The following is a 15,361-nucleotide window of genomic DNA, read 5'->3' as shown; positions in this document are numbered from 1 at the left end:
TGTCATCAGCCCTGATGCCTCGAGCCGCCCGACACCTTGGCTGACTTCATCGGCGGTGAGGATGGCGTGGTTGATACCGTCGGCGGCAGCCACCAGGTCCGTAAGGTCGCACCCGCTGTCCCCACTGATGGCAACGGCTGTCAAGACCCAGGCATCAGCGAACTGCCACCCCTGGTTCTCGGTCGTCACGGACAGAGGCTAACGCCGGATAGCCACCTTCTCCTAGGGGTGTGCTTACGGATGGACGAGGTTCCATACGCTGCTGGGCGACTATGCCGACGAGCCCGGCTGCCGGTTGCCGCGCGCCAGCGGGCGGCGCAGTGAACACCGCAGCCGCGCCGCAACACCCCGCCACCTCCGTACGGCTGCCCCGCGTGTAGGAGACCGCCCACCGTGTAGCAGGAGATACGGCGGTCAGCCGCCAACCCAGCGACATCCGCCGGGTGTGGACGGGTCAGGGAAGTCGAGGCAGGCGCCATCCCCATTGCCATGGCCACAGGAACCTGCGCCCGAGGTGGGCCAATTAGTCGTACGGCAGGGCCACTATGCGTTCGTAGGCGCCGCGCAGCGTCGCTTCGTAGTCCCCCCGCCGGAACACGATCGCCTCTGGAGCGCTTACGGCAGGTGACGGCTCCGAGTAGCTGTTCTCCCATAAGAAGTCAGCCCACCTGACCGAGTCAGCATCCATATGCACCGAAGCTGTCACCGCACCGCACCCGAGGTCGCCGCAGTCGCCACATACCAGGAGGGCGACCCTGCTCACGGCGAGGCCCGGCGAAGGGCGACGTCCTAGGAGTTCGTCAATCGCATCCGGCACTGTGGGGAGCCACGCTCGGTTCAAAGGGGTAACAAGATCCCCCGATGCGCTCATGCGCGCCGACAGGGACTCGCCATCGATGACGAAGTCGAGAAAATGCGATTCGGGATGACGCGTCACGTTTCCGTCGATGAGGGTTCGATGCAACACCGCACATTCGAGCGCGAACGTCGATGTCTGCTGAGGCACTTCGTAAGTATGCAGAGCCTTGCCGAGATCTGCGCAGTCGCTGCTGACAGCGGCAAAGTGTGGATGGTCCGGCGGTGAGTCCTGATACCTTGGCACGCGTGTCCGAGCCTTCGCCGTGGGATCCGGAGAGTCCTCGAAACCGTGACCGCACGTGTGAGTCACAGCGGCAGGTTCGCGCGATGCTGATGCAGTGGGATGCCATCGGGATTTCGGATGAGCCCGACGCAGCCGACGAGTATGACTGCATGATCGGGCCCCTACTGCAGCAACTGTTCGCCGGAGCGTCCACAGCGGCACTTGCCGCTTGGATCGCCGAGGAACGCACGGAGCATTTCGCCCTGGAAGAGGATGACGAGGCCGACATCGCGTTGGCCACCGACCTGACCCGCTGGTGGGCAGCACGAATCGCTACCGACTAGCCAGGGCTCGGCCTCTTGCCCGCAACGTCTCATCGCTGGGTGTCGTGACATCGCTTGGCGCCCGTTCGCCGGCCTGAGCGGATGGCCAGAGAATCGGTCAAGCCCTCACGGACGGATGTTGCGTTGCGGTCGCTGCTCCGGGTCGATCCAGGCCGGAGGAATGAACCAGGGCAGCCCGTCACGCATGCTGATCTGCCAGCCGCCGGTGTCGATGCGGTCGTGATGGTGATCGCACAGCAGGCACAGGTTGTCCAGGTCGGTGGCGCCGCCTTCGCGCCAGCTGACTATGTGGTGTTTCTCGGTCCACTCGGGTGGGTCGGCGCAGCCGGGGAAGGCGCATCCCTGGTCTCGGGCGATCAGGGCGAGGGTTTGCTTGTCGGTGGCCACGCGTCGGGCGGTGCCGTAGTTCAGGATGCCGCCGGTGCTGTTGTGCACGATCCAGGCGATGGCCGCCTGGTCGGCGATCCGGAGCGCCTGCTCGACGGTCAGCTTCTGCCGGTAGCTGGTGCTGACAAGCCCGGTGCCGGTCTGGAACTGCTCAGCCGTCATGGTGATCAGGACGGTCGCGGGAACGCCGCCCGAGGTGGGCAGCTCGCCGGCGCGCAGGGCCAGCTTCAACACGGCACGCAAGGCATCGTGCATCCGCTGCCCCGAAGTCCGCTGATCGCGCTCGCCTGCCTCGGAGGGCTTCGGCGCGGCCAGCGAGTGCAGCACCGTCATGGCCAGGGCCGCGGTCTCGGTGTCGAGGTCGGCGGTCAGCCGGTGCATCCCGTCACCGTGGGGATGGCAGCTCAGAAACCGCCGCCGCTGCTGGGTGCGCTCCTCGGCCAGAGTGCCGTCCGGGTCGAGGGTGTCCAGCAACCGTCGGGCGATCCCGATCAGGGTGCCGGCGTCGAAGCGGCGCGCCTGCTCGACGAGAAAGGCTTCGGCCTCGGCCTGCCGCTCGACGGGAAGCCGCGCGTCGCGCAACCTGGCCATCGCCGCGATGATCACGTCAGCCTGCCGGGCGGTGATCGAACCGTCAGCGCGGGCGGCGGCGGTGGCAGGCAGCAGTGGCGCGAGCCGTTCGCCGGTCAGGCTGGTCCGCGGGCCGAGCTCACGGGCCTGACGCACCCGGGGCCCACTCTCGGCGGAGGACAGGTTCAGCAGGCCTGACAGCAGCTGCTTCGACCCGCGCAGCACGTACCGGCCCGGCAGGTTGCGCGCCTCGACCTCGGCGATCAGCAGGTGATCGAGCGCTTCGAGCTGGCGGCGGGCCTGCTCGGCGAGCCGCAGCACCTCGAGCACGTCATCATCAGCGAGTCCGGAGAACGAGCACCCGGCAAGCTGTGCAATCGCCGCCGGCAAGGCCGCGGCCAGCATCGGCGCCTCGTTCGCACTCACCGCCATTGTCATACATCAGACACTAGAGCAGGGGTATGACAATACCGGTCGGCAGCGAATAGCCTTACAGCAAAGGCATTCCTGCCTGCGTGCCCTCACGCGCGGCCGCCGCTCCGAAGCCGCACCGCCCGACCCAGCCGCACGGCCCACCCAAGCCGCACGGCCGCCGCGCCGAAGCCGCACGGCCCGACCCTGGCGCTAGTCCTCCGGACGCCAGAGCTCAAGCTCCGGAATCCCCGGCGTCTCGAAGCCCAGCACCTGCCCGTAGAAGGACAGTTCCGCCTCGCGCGCGTGGATCTGGGTCTCGGCCCGCCGGAAACCGTGCGACTCACCAGGATAGGCCAGGTAGGCATGCGGAATTCCCTTTGCCACCATGGCATCGCGGAACATCTCCGACTGGGCCGGCGGCACCACCGGGTCGTCCAGGCCCTGCAACAGCAGCACCGGACACGACAGGCCGTCCACGTTGTTCAGCGGCGCCCGGCTCTCATACAGCGGCAGCGCCTCGGGCAACGGGCCGATCAGCCCGTCAAGGTAACGGGATTCGAAGTCATGGGTCTGCTCGGCGAACTTCACCAGCTCCGCGACACCGAAGTAGGACACCCCGCAGGCGAACACCTCGGTGCCGGTCAGGGCTGCCAGCACCGTCCAGCCGCCGGCCGAGCCGCCCTGGATCGCCAGCCGGTCACCGTCAGCCATCCCAGCATCGACCAGCCCGCGTACGGCGGCCACGGTGTCTTCGACGTCGACGACGCCCCACTGGCTGCGCAGCCGGTCGCGGTAAGCCCGGCCATAACCGGTCGAGCCACCGTAGTTGACGTCGACGACGCCCATCCCGCGGCTGGTCAGGTAGCAGATGAGCGGGTTCACCGACGGCGACACGTGCGCGGTCGGACCGCCGTGCACGAAGGCGACATAGGGCGGCAGCTCGCCCTCGGGCGGGCTGAAATCGGGACTGGTCGGTGGGTAGACGAAAGCGTGGACGTCGCGGCCACCGGGTCCGGTGAAGGTCATCGGCAGGGCGTCGGGCAGGTAGGCCGCCGGCGGCAGCTCGTCACTGGTGAGCCGCAGGTCGGTCAGCTCGCCGGTGGCCAGCTCGAGCGTCCGCAGGCCGGCGTCGGTCCGGGCCCCGCCACAGGTCAGCAGCGCGTGGCCCTCCCGGACGCCGTTCAGGACCAGGGTGCTCAGGTCGCCGAGGTCGAGGTCGGTCAGCTCGCCGGTGGCCGGGTCCAGCACCGCCAGCCGGTCCAGGCCCAGGGTGCGTACGGTCAGCAGCCGGCCGTCGGCAAGCGGTTCGTACCAGTGGCGGCCCAGCTGCCACAGCGGACCGGCGAAGTCCTCCGGGCGCGGGCAGAGCGGCTCGGCGTAGCCCCCCTCGGCCAGCGACATCCGGTACAGGTTCCACCAGCCGGACCGGTCACTGATCACGAACAGGCTGTCGTTGTCAGCCCATTCCGGCTGCAGCACGGACTCGGTGGTCGAGCCCATCAAGGTCCGCCACGGCCCGCACACCCCGTCCGCGGTGAGCTCGGCCACCCGCAGCTCGGTGCCGTCCCACGGCATCTGCGGGTGCTCCCAGGCGATCCAGGCCAGCTTGGTGCCGTCCGGTGACAACCTGGCGTGGGTCAGGAAGTGCGACCCGGACACCACCGAGCGAATCCGGGACGGGTCCTCGACCGCGGAGCCGTCCAGCGGCACCGCGCACACGTCGCGGCTGATGGTTCCGTCGGGCCGGTGGATCTCGCGGATGCACCAGACCTCGCTGCCATCGGCCGACAACTGCGGCTCGGCGTAGCGCAGCGTGGCCGGCTCCGAACCGGCCGGGCTGATCGGCTCCGGCACGCTGGCGCCGGCAGCCAGCCGGTACAGCCGCTGGTCGGTGAACTCGGTGAACAGCAGGCTGCCGTCGGGGCCGGGCGTCCACGAGGCGCCGCCGTACTCGTGCACCCGGGTGCGGGCGTTCCAGGGCGCCGGCAGGACGTCCTCGGGCTCACCGTCGGCATCGAACCTGCGGACGGACTGGCGACCGGCTTCGGCAGGCCGCAGCTCGGTCCACCAGACCTGGCCTTGCACGTAGCGCCCGCCGCCGGCCGGATGCTGGGTGCGCACCGTGTCGGCGGCGGTGATCGGGGACTTCCACGAGCCGTAAGGAGCTGTCTGCATGGTCCAGATCATGCCTGGCCGGAGCCGGGGCTGCGAGCGCACCCCGGAGGGAGGCGGCAGCCGGCTCAGGCGCCGGCGAACCCGTGCTGGCGCCAGGCCTCGTACGCCGCCACGGCCGCGGCGTTGGACAGGTTCAGCGAGCGCCGTCCGGCCAGCATCGGGATGCGCACCTCGGCGCTGATTCGCGGATCGGCCAGCACCGCCGCGGGCAGCCCCGACGGCTCGGTGCCGAACAGCAGCACGTCACCGGGCCGGTAGCTGATCTCGGTGAAACGAGTGCCGGCCCGGGTGGTGAAGGCGTAGACCCGCCCACCCGCCGGGCCCGCCGGGCCCGCCGAGCCCGCCGAGCCCGCCGAGCCCGCCGAGCCAGCCCAAGCGGCCCAGGCCGCCTCCAGGTCGCGGTGCACGACGACCGAGGCCAGGTCGTGGTAGTCCAGCCCCGCCCGGCGCAGTTTGGCATCGGACAGGTCGAAGCCCAGCGGCCCGATCAGGTGCAGCTCGCTGCCGGTGGCCGCCACCAGCCGGATGGCGTTGCCGGTGTTGGGCGGGATCTTGGGTTCCAGAAAGGCGATCCGGAACATCACCGACTCCCTCCATGCCCGCACCGGTCGCGTCGGGGGCATAGGGCAGACTTTGGCACATGCCTGAAACCGTTGAGATCGGACTGGGTCGTGACGCCCGCCGCGGGTACCACCTGGACGAGGTCGCGCTGGTGCCGACCCGGCGTACCCGGGGGTCCTCGGTGGTCTCGACCGCGTGGCAGATCGACGCGCACACCTTCGAGCTGCCGCTGGTGGCAGCGCCGTCGGACGCGGTGGTCTCGCCCTCGACGGCGGCTGAAATCGAGCGCCTCGGCGGCCTGGCCGTGCTCAACGGCGAGGGTCTGTGGGCACGGTATGAGGACCCGGCGCAGGCACTGGCCAGCATCGTCGACGAGTCCGGCTGCAGCACCAGCACGCTGCAGCAGCTCTATGCCCAGCCGGTCTCGTCCGAGCTGCTGGCCCGCCGCACCAGCGAACTGCAGGCCGCCGGAATCAGGGTGGCGGTCCGGCTGTCGCCGCAGCACACCGTGGCGCTGTCACCGGCGGTGCTCAAGGCCGGCGTCGACCTGCTGGTCATCCAGGGCACCGTGATCTCGGCCGAGCACGTCGGCTCCGACGACGCGGCCGATGACGCGCTGAACCTCAAGACCTTCATCGCCGACCTCGACATTCCGGTGCTGGTGGGCGGCGTGACCAACTACCAGACCGCGCTGCACCTGATGCGCACCGGCGCCGCCGGGGTGATCATCGGCTACGGAGCCCACTCCGGCTCGACGACCCATTCCGCGCTGGGCATCGACGTCCCGATGGCCACCGCGATCGCCGACGCGGCGGCGGCCCGCCGGGACTACCTGGACGAGACCGGCGGCCGCTACGTCCACCTGATCGCCTATGGCGACATCACCACCGGCGGCGACATCGCCAAGGCATTGGTCTGCGGAGCCGACGCGGTGATGCTCGGCGAGGCGCTGGCCGGCGCCGCCGAAGCTCCGGGCGGCGGGCGCTACTGGGATCCGACGGCCTCCCACCCCCGGGTGCCGCGCTCGGCCCTGGTCGATCTCGGCGTCGACCCGGGGGACCGCCCGTCACTGGCGGAGCTGCTGCTCGGCCCGACCGCGGACCCCAGCGGTGAGCGCAACCTGTTCGGATCGCTGCGCCGGGTGATGGCCAAGTGCGGCTACTCCTCGGTGAAGGAGTTCCAGAAGGCCGAGCTGATCGTCACCTGCCTGCGCTGAGGAGGCCGGGTCAACCCTGGCGAGCGGGTGATAAGCGGCTGATAACAGCGTGGACAAGTCCTGGCGTTTGACTTGAACGGCCGCAGACCTTCGCCGCACACTGGACCGGTGCTCCTGGCTGTGATGCTGATCGGGTTGCTGGCTCTGCCGTACGTGCTGAGCGCGGTGATCCCTGTGGTGCGCCGTCAGTATGAGCGAAGGGCCGAGCGCCGCCGTCCGGTGGCCGCAGCCACGGCGCCCATCGAGAAGGTCACCGCCGACCTGCGCCGGCTGCGCGCCCAGCTGGAGGACCGGGAGAACCGGCCGGGGCTCACCGGCAAGGGCATGCGGATGGGTGCTGTTCGGACTGCTTACGTCCAGGTGCTCGGGGTTGCCTGCCACCAGCTCGAGGTGCCGCCGCCGCGTTCGGACTCGCATTGGCACACCCCCTTGGCCGAGATCTACCGCGTTGAGGCGCAGTTGCGAGAGCGCGGCCTTGACGTCCGGCCGGTCACCATGGCCGGGTCGCACGCCGCCTGAGGCGCTCGGGCCCATCGCGCTCGATGAGATCGGCCCTGCAATGATGTGGCACGCTCGCCGCATCTGTTCTTTGTGCCCATTCGTTTACGTTTGGGGTGCCTGACCTGACAGGGTGCCTCGCGGGTACGGATCGGCCACGGCCGGAAAGGAGCTACCGTGCGATTGCTTGCCGTGACGATTGCCGCCGGCCTGGCGCTCACCGCCTGCGGGCCCGGGCAGTCCGCGCTGGACTCTGGGGCTTCGGGGCCAGCCGTCGTCGACCCGGCGCGGCCCTCGGGCGGGACAGGCGCAGGTCCGGGCGCAGGCAAGGGCGGTTCGGCGGGCGGCGGCTCGGCAGGGTCCGACCCGGGCGCGCCCAGCAGCCGGCCGGGAGCGACCGCGGCGCCGGTCGATTCCCGCTGCCCGGCCGAGCTGACCGAGGGCGGCCAGCACGACAACAGCCAGGCCAAGCCGGTGCCCGGCGGCATCGAGGTGGACTGGGTACTGCGGTGCACGGTGGTCAGGGCGCACGGTGACCACTCGCGGAGCCTGCTCATCGAGCGCTCGGACAGCGACCCGGCGAGGTTGCTGGCCGCGCTGCGGGATCCGGACGAGCCGCGCAACGACGGCCCCTGCCCGGCGATCGCGATGGTGGTGCCCTACTTCGCGCTGGTGCCACCCGGCGGCCAGCCGGTCCTGGCGAGAATGCCGCTGACCGCCTGCTCGCTGCCACAAACCGCGGCGATGCAGGCCCTGGACCGCTTGCAATGGAAGGTGATCGCCAAGAAGGAGCTGCCCTGAGCCCGGCCTACAACCATCCGGCGCGCTTGAACGCCAGGTAGAGCGCGCCGGCCAGCACTGAGATGACGACAACGCTGGAGATGAAGCCGGAGTGCTGGCCGAAGCCGGGATAGGGCACGTTCTGCCCGTAGAACCCGGTGACCGCGGTCGGGATGGCGATCAGCGCGGTGAAGGACGTCAGCTTCTTCAGGATCGTGTTCAGCCGGGCGTCCTGCAGCGAGAGGTTGGTCTCGAAGACCGAGCTGACCATGTCGCGCAGTGACTCGGTCCACTCGGTGGCGCGCAGCACGTGGTCGTACAGGTCGTCGAAATAAGGCCGGAGCTCGTGCGGGATGTCATTGTCGCGCCGTGCCAGGGTGTTGACCACCTCGCGCATCGGCAGCACCGCCCGGCGGGTCCGGACCAGCGACTTGCGCAGCGCGAACGTCCGGCGCTGCAGCTGGTGGACTCCGTTGGACTGGTCGAACAGCAGGTCCTCCAGGTCCTCGATCTCGTCGTCGAGGGACTGCACGACCTCGAAGTGACCGTCGACCAGCACGTCGAGCATCCCCCAGACCAGCGCCTTCACCCCGTGGCGCATCAGCTCGGCGTTCTCGTCCCAGCGCTTGACGATCGTGTCGATGTCGAACCACTGGCCCGCGTGCACGGTGACGAGGGCCTGCTTGAGCACGAAGGCCGAGACCGCCAGGTCGCTGAGCTCGCCGCTCTCGCGGTCGAGCCGCAGCGCGCGGGCGGTGAGAAAGGTGTGCGTGGGGTAGCGCGATGACTTGGGGCGCTCGTGGTGGGCCACCGCGTCCTCGATCGCCAGCTTGTCCAGCGACAGCTCCACGCCAAGTTCGGCGAGCAGGGCCTCGTCCGGGGCCTGCAGGTCGGCCCAGACCAGGCAGCCGGGCTGGTCGAGGTAGTCCGAGAGCTCCTCGAAGGCGAAGTCCTCCTTCTCCAGGACGCCGTCGCGCCAGAGCCTGGTGCGGATGACTACTTCGGTCATGCCCTATACCTCTCGGCCCGGTTCCTGGCCGTCGCGGCGGCCGTATCGTTCGAAGCATGTCATGGAACGTCTCGCAGCTGCCCTCATTCGCCGGCCGGACGGCGCTGGTCACCGGAGCCAACTCCGGCATCGGCTGGCAGACCGCGCTGGAGCTGGCCAGGCACGGCGCCCGGGTCCGGCTGGGCAGCCGCGACGCCGGGCGCGGCGTGGCGGCGGTGCGCCGGATCCGGGAGCAGCTGCCGGCCGCCGACGTCGAGCTGGTGCGGCTGGATCTGGCCTCACTCGCCTCGATCGAGGCGGTGGCCGAGGCCTGGGACGGCCCGTTGCACCTGCTGGTCAACAACGCCGGGGTGATGGCGCCGCCGAACCTGCGCAAGACCACAGACGGCTTCGAGCTGCAGTTCGGCACCAACCACCTGGGCCACTTCGCGCTGACCGGACGGCTGTTGCCGGCGCTGCTGGCAGCCGGGGCGTCCGGTGACAGTGCCCGGGTGGTGACCGTGTCGTCGCTGCTGCACCGCGGTGGCCGGCCGGGCCCGCTGCGCGGCGAGCTCGATGCCGGTTACTCGCCGCAGCGGGCCTATGCCGACTCCAAGCTGGCCAACCTGCTGTTCGCGTTCGAACTGCAGCGCCGCGCCGGGTCGCACGCCGCGCCGCTGACCTCGACGGCGGCCCATCCCGGCCTGGCGCAGACCAACCTGATGCTCAGCCCGGACGGGTTGGGGGCCAACGCCCTGATGCGCGGGGTGCGCCACTCCGTGGGCCGGCTGATGTTCCAGCCGGCCGCGGCCGGCGCCCACCCGACGCTGTACGCCGCCGGCGTCGCCGCGCCCGGCTCGTACAGCGGCCCGCAGTGGCCCGGCGGCATGCGCGGGCCGGCCGGGCCGGCGCGGCCGAGCAGGACGGCACAGGACCCACGGCTGGCCGCCGAGCTGTGGGATCTGAGCGAGGAGCTGACCGGGGTCCGCTATCCGTGGTCCTGAGCTGGTCCCGATCGCGAGCTGGTTCCGATCGCGGCCGGTCCTGACCCTGCGGTCCTGACCCGGCTGGGCTGCAAGAGGTTGCCTGGCCGCTCTGCGAGAATGGCCGGGTGCAGACCGACACCGTGCTCGTCGTTGACTATGGGGCGCAGTACGCGCAGCTGATCGCTCGCCGGGTGCGGGAGGCCAACGTCTACTCCGAGATCGTGCCTTGCTCGATGCCGGTCGCCGAGATGCTGGCCCGCGAGCCGAAGGCGATCATCCTGTCGGGCGGGCCGGCCTCGGTGTACGCGCCGGGCGCGCCGGCCGTCGACCCGGGCCTGTTCGACGGCGGCGTTCCGGTGTTCGGGATCTGCTACGGCTTCCAGGCGATGACCCAGGCGCTCGGTGGCGAGGTGGCCAACACCGGCGGTTCGGAGTTCGGCCGGACGCTGCTGTCGATCCAGACGGCGGGGACGCTGTTCGGCAATGGTGATAGCGCCCACGAGCCACGCCAGGTCTGGATGTCGCACGGTGACGAGGTGACCCGGGCGCCCGAGGGGTTCGTGGTGACCGCGTCGTCAGCGGGAGCGCCGGTGGCGGCCTTCGAGGACACCGGCCGGTGCCTGGCCGGCGTGCAGTTCCACCCCGAGGTGCTGCACACCGAGCACGGCCAGCAGCTGTTGAAGAACTTTCTTTACGACATCGCCGGTTTGAAGCCGACCTGGACCGACGCCAACATCATCGACGAGCAGGTCGAGCTGATCCGCGCACAGGTCGGAAAATCCCGGGTGATCTGCGGGCTGTCCGGCGGGGTGGACTCGGCGGTGGCCGCGGCGCTGGTGCAGCGCGCGATCGGTGACCAGCTGACCTGCGTGTTCGTCGATCACGGGCTGCTGCGGGCCGGCGAGGCCGAGCAGGTGGAGACCGATTTCGTCGCCGCCACCGGGGTGTCGTTGAAGATCGTCGACGCCCGCCAGCAGTTTCTGGACGCCCTGGCCGGGGTGAGCGACCCGGAGACCAAGCGCAAGATCATCGGCCGGGAGTTCATCCGGTCCTTCGAGCAGGCCGAGCGCGAGCTGATCGCCTCGACCGAGTCCGGCCCGCCGTTCGAGTTTCTGGTGCAGGGCACGCTGTATCCGGACGTGGTGGAGTCCGGCGGCGGCACCGGGACCGCCAACATCAAGAGCCATCACAACGTCGGGGGACTGCCGGAGGACCTGCAGTTCTCGCTGGTGGAACCGCTGCGTTCGCTGTTCAAGGACGAGGTGCGCCGGGTCGGCTTGGAGCTCGGGTTGCCCGAGGGCATCGTCTGGCGCCAGCCGTTCCCGGGGCCGGGGCTGGGCATCCGGATCGTCGGGGCGGTGGACGCCGAGCGGTTGGAGATCCTGCGCCGGGCCGACTCGATCGCCCGGGCCGAGCTGTCGGCGGCCGGGCTGGACCGTTCGATCTGGCAGTGCCCGGTGGTGCTGCTGGCCGACGTCCGCTCGGTCGGCGTGCAGGGTGACGGGCGGTCCTACGGGCATCCGATCGTGCTGCGGCCGGTGTCGTCGGAGGACGCGATGACCGCGGACTGGACCCGGGTGCCCTATGACGTGCTGGAGAAGATCTCGACCCGGATCACCAACGAGGTGCGCGAGGTCAACCGGGTGGTGCTGGACGTGACCAGCAAGCCCCCCGGCACCATCGAGTGGGAGTAGACCGAGCGGGAGACCCCGCACTTGCTGGCCGAAGGTAGCACCCGTCGTACCGAGTACAGCCCATCAGCAAGACGGCTGGGAAGCTCTACTTGTACTGCTCCCCGGCACGGTCACCAGACCCAGACGTCGTCGATCCAGATCATCTGCCCGACGCCCAGTGTGATAGGCGCGGCCAAAGTGATCTTCAGCTGCGTCGCTCCGCTCGGCACCGCGAGCGAGCCGGTCAGACCGGACAGGGCCGGCTCGACCGAACGTAGGAGATTCCCGCCCGCGTCCAAGTATTTGACCGACACGGAGGGCGCGGTGCCGGAGACCAGGGTGGCGGCGAACTGGTAGGTCTGCCCTGCCTGGACCGGAATGGCAGCGGAGGTGATCGACGCGACCTTCGAGCTGAGCCCCACCGCGTCCGTGCCGTCACTTGAGTGCGCGCCCGACGTGTCGTAGAGCGTGCCGCTCGACGTCCAGGACGTGGGCTGGGAAGTGCCCGACTCGAACGAGCCGTTCGTGACCTTGTTGCCCTTGACCGTGACGGTGCGGGTGAGCCGGTTGTCCGACTCGTTGGACTCGGCGATCGCGTTGGCCGGGTCGACTACCGCCGTTATCGACCTGTCGCCCTTGACCCCAGTGGTGTTCCACCTGACCGAGACATCCACCGTGGCGCCCGCCCCGACGTTGACCGGCGCGGACGTGCCTACCGGTGTCGTGCCGTCGAGGAACTGCACGACGACCTCGGTCGCCGGCACGCCGGACGGGTTGCTCACTGCTGCGGTCAGCACGGTCTGCTTGGGCGTCGGCTGGGCCGCGCTGAGGTTCGTCGGCGTCAGGTTCGGCTTCTCGCCCGTGCCCTGCGGGTGGACGTTGAAGTAGAAGACCTGGCCGGCTTCGACGAGCTTCGGGTCGGAGGTGTTCGCCGGTGTCTGCGGGAAGCCGCGAGCAGCGAGCGAGGCGTTGCGCGCGGCGTACTCGGCGTGCAGGTAGTCGCCCTTGCGGAACAACTCGCCGGCCTGCGACCGCCACTGCTTCATTCGGTCGTAGTCGGCTGCCCAGGCCGCGCTGGGCGTGCTCCCCCCGGCCTTGGCCTCCTTGGACAACCGGTCGGTGAGTGCTTCCTGCGCACCCATCAGGTATTCCGCGACGTGCCCGCGCTGCAGGTTGTCCTGGTCCTCGACCTCGTAAGGCCGGTAGGACATCGCGTAGGTGGTCGGGGCGGCCGAGATGTCGTACATCCAGCCCAGCCCGGACCAGTAGCACTCCCACTGACCGGCCTTCGGGTCGCCCGCGGGGCACTTGTCCACGCCGTAGGAACCGTCGTGCGGGTGCGACAGGCCGAGGTTGTGTGCGGCCTCGTGCTCGACGGTGTAGGACATGCCGGACCCCGGGTCCTGCGTGGGCAGCGCCTGATCCGTCAGCGATCGCTTCGAACCGGGTGCGTCACCCGGCTGGACCGCCGGGTAGTGCGACAGCTTGGTCTTCATCCGGTCGTTGACGTTGTTCAGCACGCCCCAGGCCTCGCCGTCCTCGGTGTAGAAGGCGATGCCGCCGACGATGAACGGCAGCGACCAGGTGTAGGCCTTCTCCCACGTCATGTTGATCGACGGGATCGTGTTGACGCCCTCCACGTGGTCGGCGATGCCGTGCGGGTGCGAGTCGATGTAGTCGCGCACGACGGAACCGTTCACCGCGTCGTCGTACGTGCCGGTGCCGGTCAGGTCGTGCGTCGCGTCGGCGCCGGTGGCCTTTGCCTTCTCCAGCGTGTTCGAGACCTCGGTCAGGTTCACGCCGTAGTCGGTGTGCACGTGATTGCCGTCGTGGAGGGGCTCCGGAACAAGATCGGTGCCGGTGGCGGTGATCTTGACGTGGTGCGAGGGCGCCGGCAGGTCCTCGTACTTGGGAGCCACGTTGAGCTGCTGCCCCGTGGGCTGGTTGTTGGTCGGGTCGTAAAGCGGGATGACCTCGCCCTTGCGACCCACCCAGCGGGCGTAGGGCGTGGCGGAGGACAGCCAGCGCAGCGTGTCGTCGTGCGTGGTGGCGTTGACGGAGTCGATCTTGTAGAGCAGGTCGGAGTTGGTCCACCAGGTGCCGTAGACGCCGCCGCCGTTGGTGAGCTGGCCGTTCACCCACTGTGGACGCGAGTAGAAGTCCGTCCAGTTCGACACCGCCAGCCAGTTGACGTCACCGCGCGGGATCGGCCGATACAGGTAGCCGGGCGTCGACCGGAAGAACAGGCCGTAGGCGACATCGCGCGCGAGGCGCGGCATCATCCGGCAGGGGGTGTCGTTGCGCCACGGCAGGTCACCGACGCCAGGCACCCCGGGACCCGATGTCAGGCAGCTCTCGCCGGACTGCGTCCACAGCGGGTCGGCCGTGTACTGCCACACCGGCGGGTCGCCGTGCGGGTAGTCGCTCGACATCCCCACCCCATAGTTGGCCCACGACGCATCCTCGTAGTCGTTCGGCGCGGCGCCGAGGTCGACGAAGTGGAAGCGGTACCGCCCACCCCAGGTGCGGCCAAAGTCGACGCCGTCCCAGGCCTTGGTGTCCGGGTCGGTGATACGCCACGACCCACCCTGCTCGATCGGCTTCGGGATGATCGTCCCGTTGATGACCGCGTCCGTGCCGTAGGTGTGATACGCGTTCGGGCGGAAGTAGTCCTTCGCGTAGTTGGGCGTGAACGTGTCGAGGAAGAAGTAGGACGAGCCGTTGTTCAGCCCCTGCGGCATCCGGTCGAGGTTGAGGCCGTTCTTGTCGTAGAACGGGTCGTGGTACGCGCTCGGGTCCGGGTTGACGACCGAGGCGGCGACGCAGGCGCCGGTCTCGGCGTTCTTGAAGGCGCAGCTGTTCGCGGCGTCGAGGCGGGAGTTGAAGATCCAGTCCTCAATGGCGTAGCCGTCGATCAGGTCCGTCTTCGTCGGCTGGGTGACCTTGTAGGCAACGTCCCCACCCTTGGCCAGCGTCCGGTAGTTGCCGAACGCGGCGTCGTACTTGGCCTGGTTCTGGCCCCGCGCCTTGCCGCTGCGGTAGTCCTGCGCCTGGGCGGTGTTGTTCTTGGCCACCTGGAACAGCGACTTGGTGTAAGCCTCGGACGCCACCAGGACGTTAACCTGGTACCGGTAGGTGATTCCCAGGAAGTACGGCGCATCGTCGCTGGCACTCTTGCACTTGTTCCAGTTGAGTAAGCCCGCCCCGACCTGCGACAGCTCGCACGCGTTGTCCGACTTGTTCGACACCGGCGGCCGGTAGTGCGTGGGGATGCGCGACTTCAAGTCGGCGACCTCCGCGGCGGACGGCGTGCGGCCGACGAAAACGATGTTCAGCGGGTAGTCCTGGACGAGCTCCTTCTCCACCGCCGAACGGTTCTCCGGGAACTTCATAGCGGTCGGAATGTCGAAGGCGCTGACCGTCGCCGTCCCCGAGTACGACCCGCCCGCAGTCTGATACGGCACGACCTTGACCGTGTACGCGCCCGGCGGCAGCTGGCCGAGATCAACGCTTTCGGAAGTGGTGAGCGGAGCTGCCGAGTCCTTGATCTTGGTTCCGGCCGAGTCGTAGACGTACAGATCGAAGTCATCGCTGGGCAGACCCCACTTGATACCCACGGTCACGCTGCCGTCGTGCGAGTTCCAGTAGTCCGCCGGTGCCTCGAAGTTCAACGTGTAGGTGTCACAAG

13 protein-coding genes are annotated in these 15,361 nt (G+C 69.3%); 6 read left to right on the top strand and 7 right to left on the bottom strand.

The window, feature by feature from the left end:
* Nucleotides 1-189 (bottom strand): hypothetical protein (locus VF557_14470; protein ID HEX8081412.1); only part of this gene is annotated, 189 nt, incomplete at its 3' end.
* 334 nt (nucleotides 190-523) lie between these two features.
* Complete coding sequence (locus tag VF557_14465; GenBank protein ID HEX8081411.1) at nucleotides 524-1,102, bottom strand: hypothetical protein; 579 nt, start codon at nucleotides 1,100-1,102, stop codon at nucleotides 524-526.
* 83 nt (nucleotides 1,103-1,185) lie between these two features.
* Here VF557_14465 and VF557_14460 point away from each other — a divergent pair, with 83 nt between their 5' ends.
* The gene (locus VF557_14460; GenBank protein ID HEX8081410.1) at nucleotides 1,186-1,425 is read left to right on the top strand and encodes a hypothetical protein; all 240 of its coding nucleotides are present in this window, start codon (nucleotides 1,186-1,188) and stop codon (nucleotides 1,423-1,425) included.
* 105 nt (nucleotides 1,426-1,530) lie between these two features.
* Here the strand turns inward: VF557_14460 and VF557_14455 are convergent, their stop codons facing one another.
* The 3 genes from VF557_14455 to VF557_14445 form a co-directional block, all read right to left on the bottom strand.
* On the bottom strand, nucleotides 1,531-2,820 hold the full coding sequence (locus VF557_14455; protein ID HEX8081409.1) for a DUF222 domain-containing protein: 1,290 nt from the start codon (nucleotides 2,818-2,820) through the stop codon (nucleotides 1,531-1,533).
* Between the two features lie 186 nt (nucleotides 2,821-3,006).
* Nucleotides 3,007-4,971: a prolyl oligopeptidase family serine peptidase gene (locus VF557_14450; GenBank protein ID HEX8081408.1), complete on the bottom strand. Its 1,965-nt coding sequence runs from the start codon at nucleotides 4,969-4,971 to the stop codon at nucleotides 3,007-3,009.
* 65 nt (nucleotides 4,972-5,036) lie between these two features.
* Nucleotides 5,037-5,552 (bottom strand): tRNA (cytidine(34)-2'-O)-methyltransferase, encoded by a 516-nt coding sequence (locus VF557_14445; protein ID HEX8081407.1) that lies wholly within the window; start codon nucleotides 5,550-5,552, stop codon nucleotides 5,037-5,039.
* Between the two features lie 59 nt (nucleotides 5,553-5,611).
* On the opposite strand from VF557_14445, the gene VF557_14440 reads away from it, so the two are divergent.
* The 3 genes from VF557_14440 to VF557_14430 all read left to right on the top strand — a co-directional run bounded on the left by VF557_14440 (nucleotide 5,612) and on the right by VF557_14430 (nucleotide 8,047).
* On the top strand, nucleotides 5,612-6,748 hold the full coding sequence (locus VF557_14440) for a GuaB3 family IMP dehydrogenase-related protein (GenBank protein HEX8081406.1): 1,137 nt from the start codon (nucleotides 5,612-5,614) through the stop codon (nucleotides 6,746-6,748).
* Between the two features lie 108 nt (nucleotides 6,749-6,856).
* The gene (locus VF557_14435) at nucleotides 6,857-7,267 is read left to right on the top strand and encodes a hypothetical protein (GenBank protein HEX8081405.1); all 411 of its coding nucleotides are present in this window, start codon (nucleotides 6,857-6,859) and stop codon (nucleotides 7,265-7,267) included.
* A 156-nt stretch (nucleotides 7,268-7,423) separates the two neighbouring features.
* Nucleotides 7,424-8,047, top strand: a complete 624-nt coding sequence (locus VF557_14430; GenBank protein HEX8081404.1) for a hypothetical protein — start codon at nucleotides 7,424-7,426, stop codon at nucleotides 8,045-8,047.
* Nucleotides 8,048-8,054: 7 nt separating this feature from the next.
* On the opposite strand, the gene VF557_14425 is transcribed toward VF557_14430, so the two are convergent.
* Entirely contained in the window at nucleotides 8,055-9,035 is a 981-nt protein-coding gene (locus tag VF557_14425) for a magnesium transporter CorA family protein (protein HEX8081403.1), read from the bottom strand.
* A 56-nt stretch (nucleotides 9,036-9,091) separates the two neighbouring features.
* Here VF557_14425 and VF557_14420 point away from each other — a divergent pair, with 56 nt between their 5' ends.
* Both VF557_14420 and guaA read left to right on the top strand, forming a co-directional pair.
* Nucleotides 9,092-10,018: an oxidoreductase gene (locus VF557_14420; GenBank protein ID HEX8081402.1), complete on the top strand. Its 927-nt coding sequence runs from the start codon at nucleotides 9,092-9,094 to the stop codon at nucleotides 10,016-10,018.
* A 107-nt stretch (nucleotides 10,019-10,125) separates the two neighbouring features.
* On the top strand, nucleotides 10,126-11,694 hold the full coding sequence (gene guaA, locus VF557_14415) for a glutamine-hydrolyzing GMP synthase (GenBank protein ID HEX8081401.1): 1,569 nt from the start codon (nucleotides 10,126-10,128) through the stop codon (nucleotides 11,692-11,694).
* A 110-nt stretch (nucleotides 11,695-11,804) separates the two neighbouring features.
* Here the strand turns inward: guaA and VF557_14410 are convergent.
* On the bottom strand, nucleotides 11,805-15,361 hold a 3,557-nt coding region (locus VF557_14410), incomplete at its 5' end, for a CARDB domain-containing protein (GenBank protein ID HEX8081400.1).

The sequence above is a fragment of the Jatrophihabitans sp. genome (assembly GCA_036389035.1).
Taxonomy (GTDB): domain Bacteria; phylum Actinomycetota; class Actinomycetes; order Mycobacteriales; family Jatrophihabitantaceae; genus Jatrophihabitans_A.
The sequence above is the reverse complement of the archived record's forward strand: the minus strand, read 5'-3'. Positions and strand labels throughout refer to the sequence as shown.

Bases quoted from the DNA above. Each gene is read 5' to 3' on its own strand.
- VF557_14460 (HEX8081410.1), top strand. From the start codon at position 1,186: ATGCTGATGCAGTGGGATGCCATCGGGATTTCGGATGAGCCCGACGCA.
- VF557_14455 (HEX8081409.1), bottom strand. From the start codon at position 2,820: ATGACAATGGCGGTGAGTGCGAACGAGGCGCCGATGCTGGCCGCGGCC.
- VF557_14450 (HEX8081408.1), bottom strand. From the start codon at position 4,971: ATGCAGACAGCTCCTTACGGCTCGTGGAAGTCCCCGATCACCGCCGCC.
- VF557_14445 (HEX8081407.1), bottom strand. From the start codon at position 5,552: ATGTTCCGGATCGCCTTTCTGGAACCCAAGATCCCGCCCAACACCGGC.
- VF557_14440 (HEX8081406.1), top strand. From the start codon at position 5,612: ATGCCTGAAACCGTTGAGATCGGACTGGGTCGTGACGCCCGCCGCGGG.
- VF557_14425 (HEX8081403.1), bottom strand. From the start codon at position 9,035: ATGACCGAAGTAGTCATCCGCACCAGGCTCTGGCGCGACGGCGTCCTG.
- VF557_14420 (HEX8081402.1), top strand. From the start codon at position 9,092: ATGTCATGGAACGTCTCGCAGCTGCCCTCATTCGCCGGCCGGACGGCG.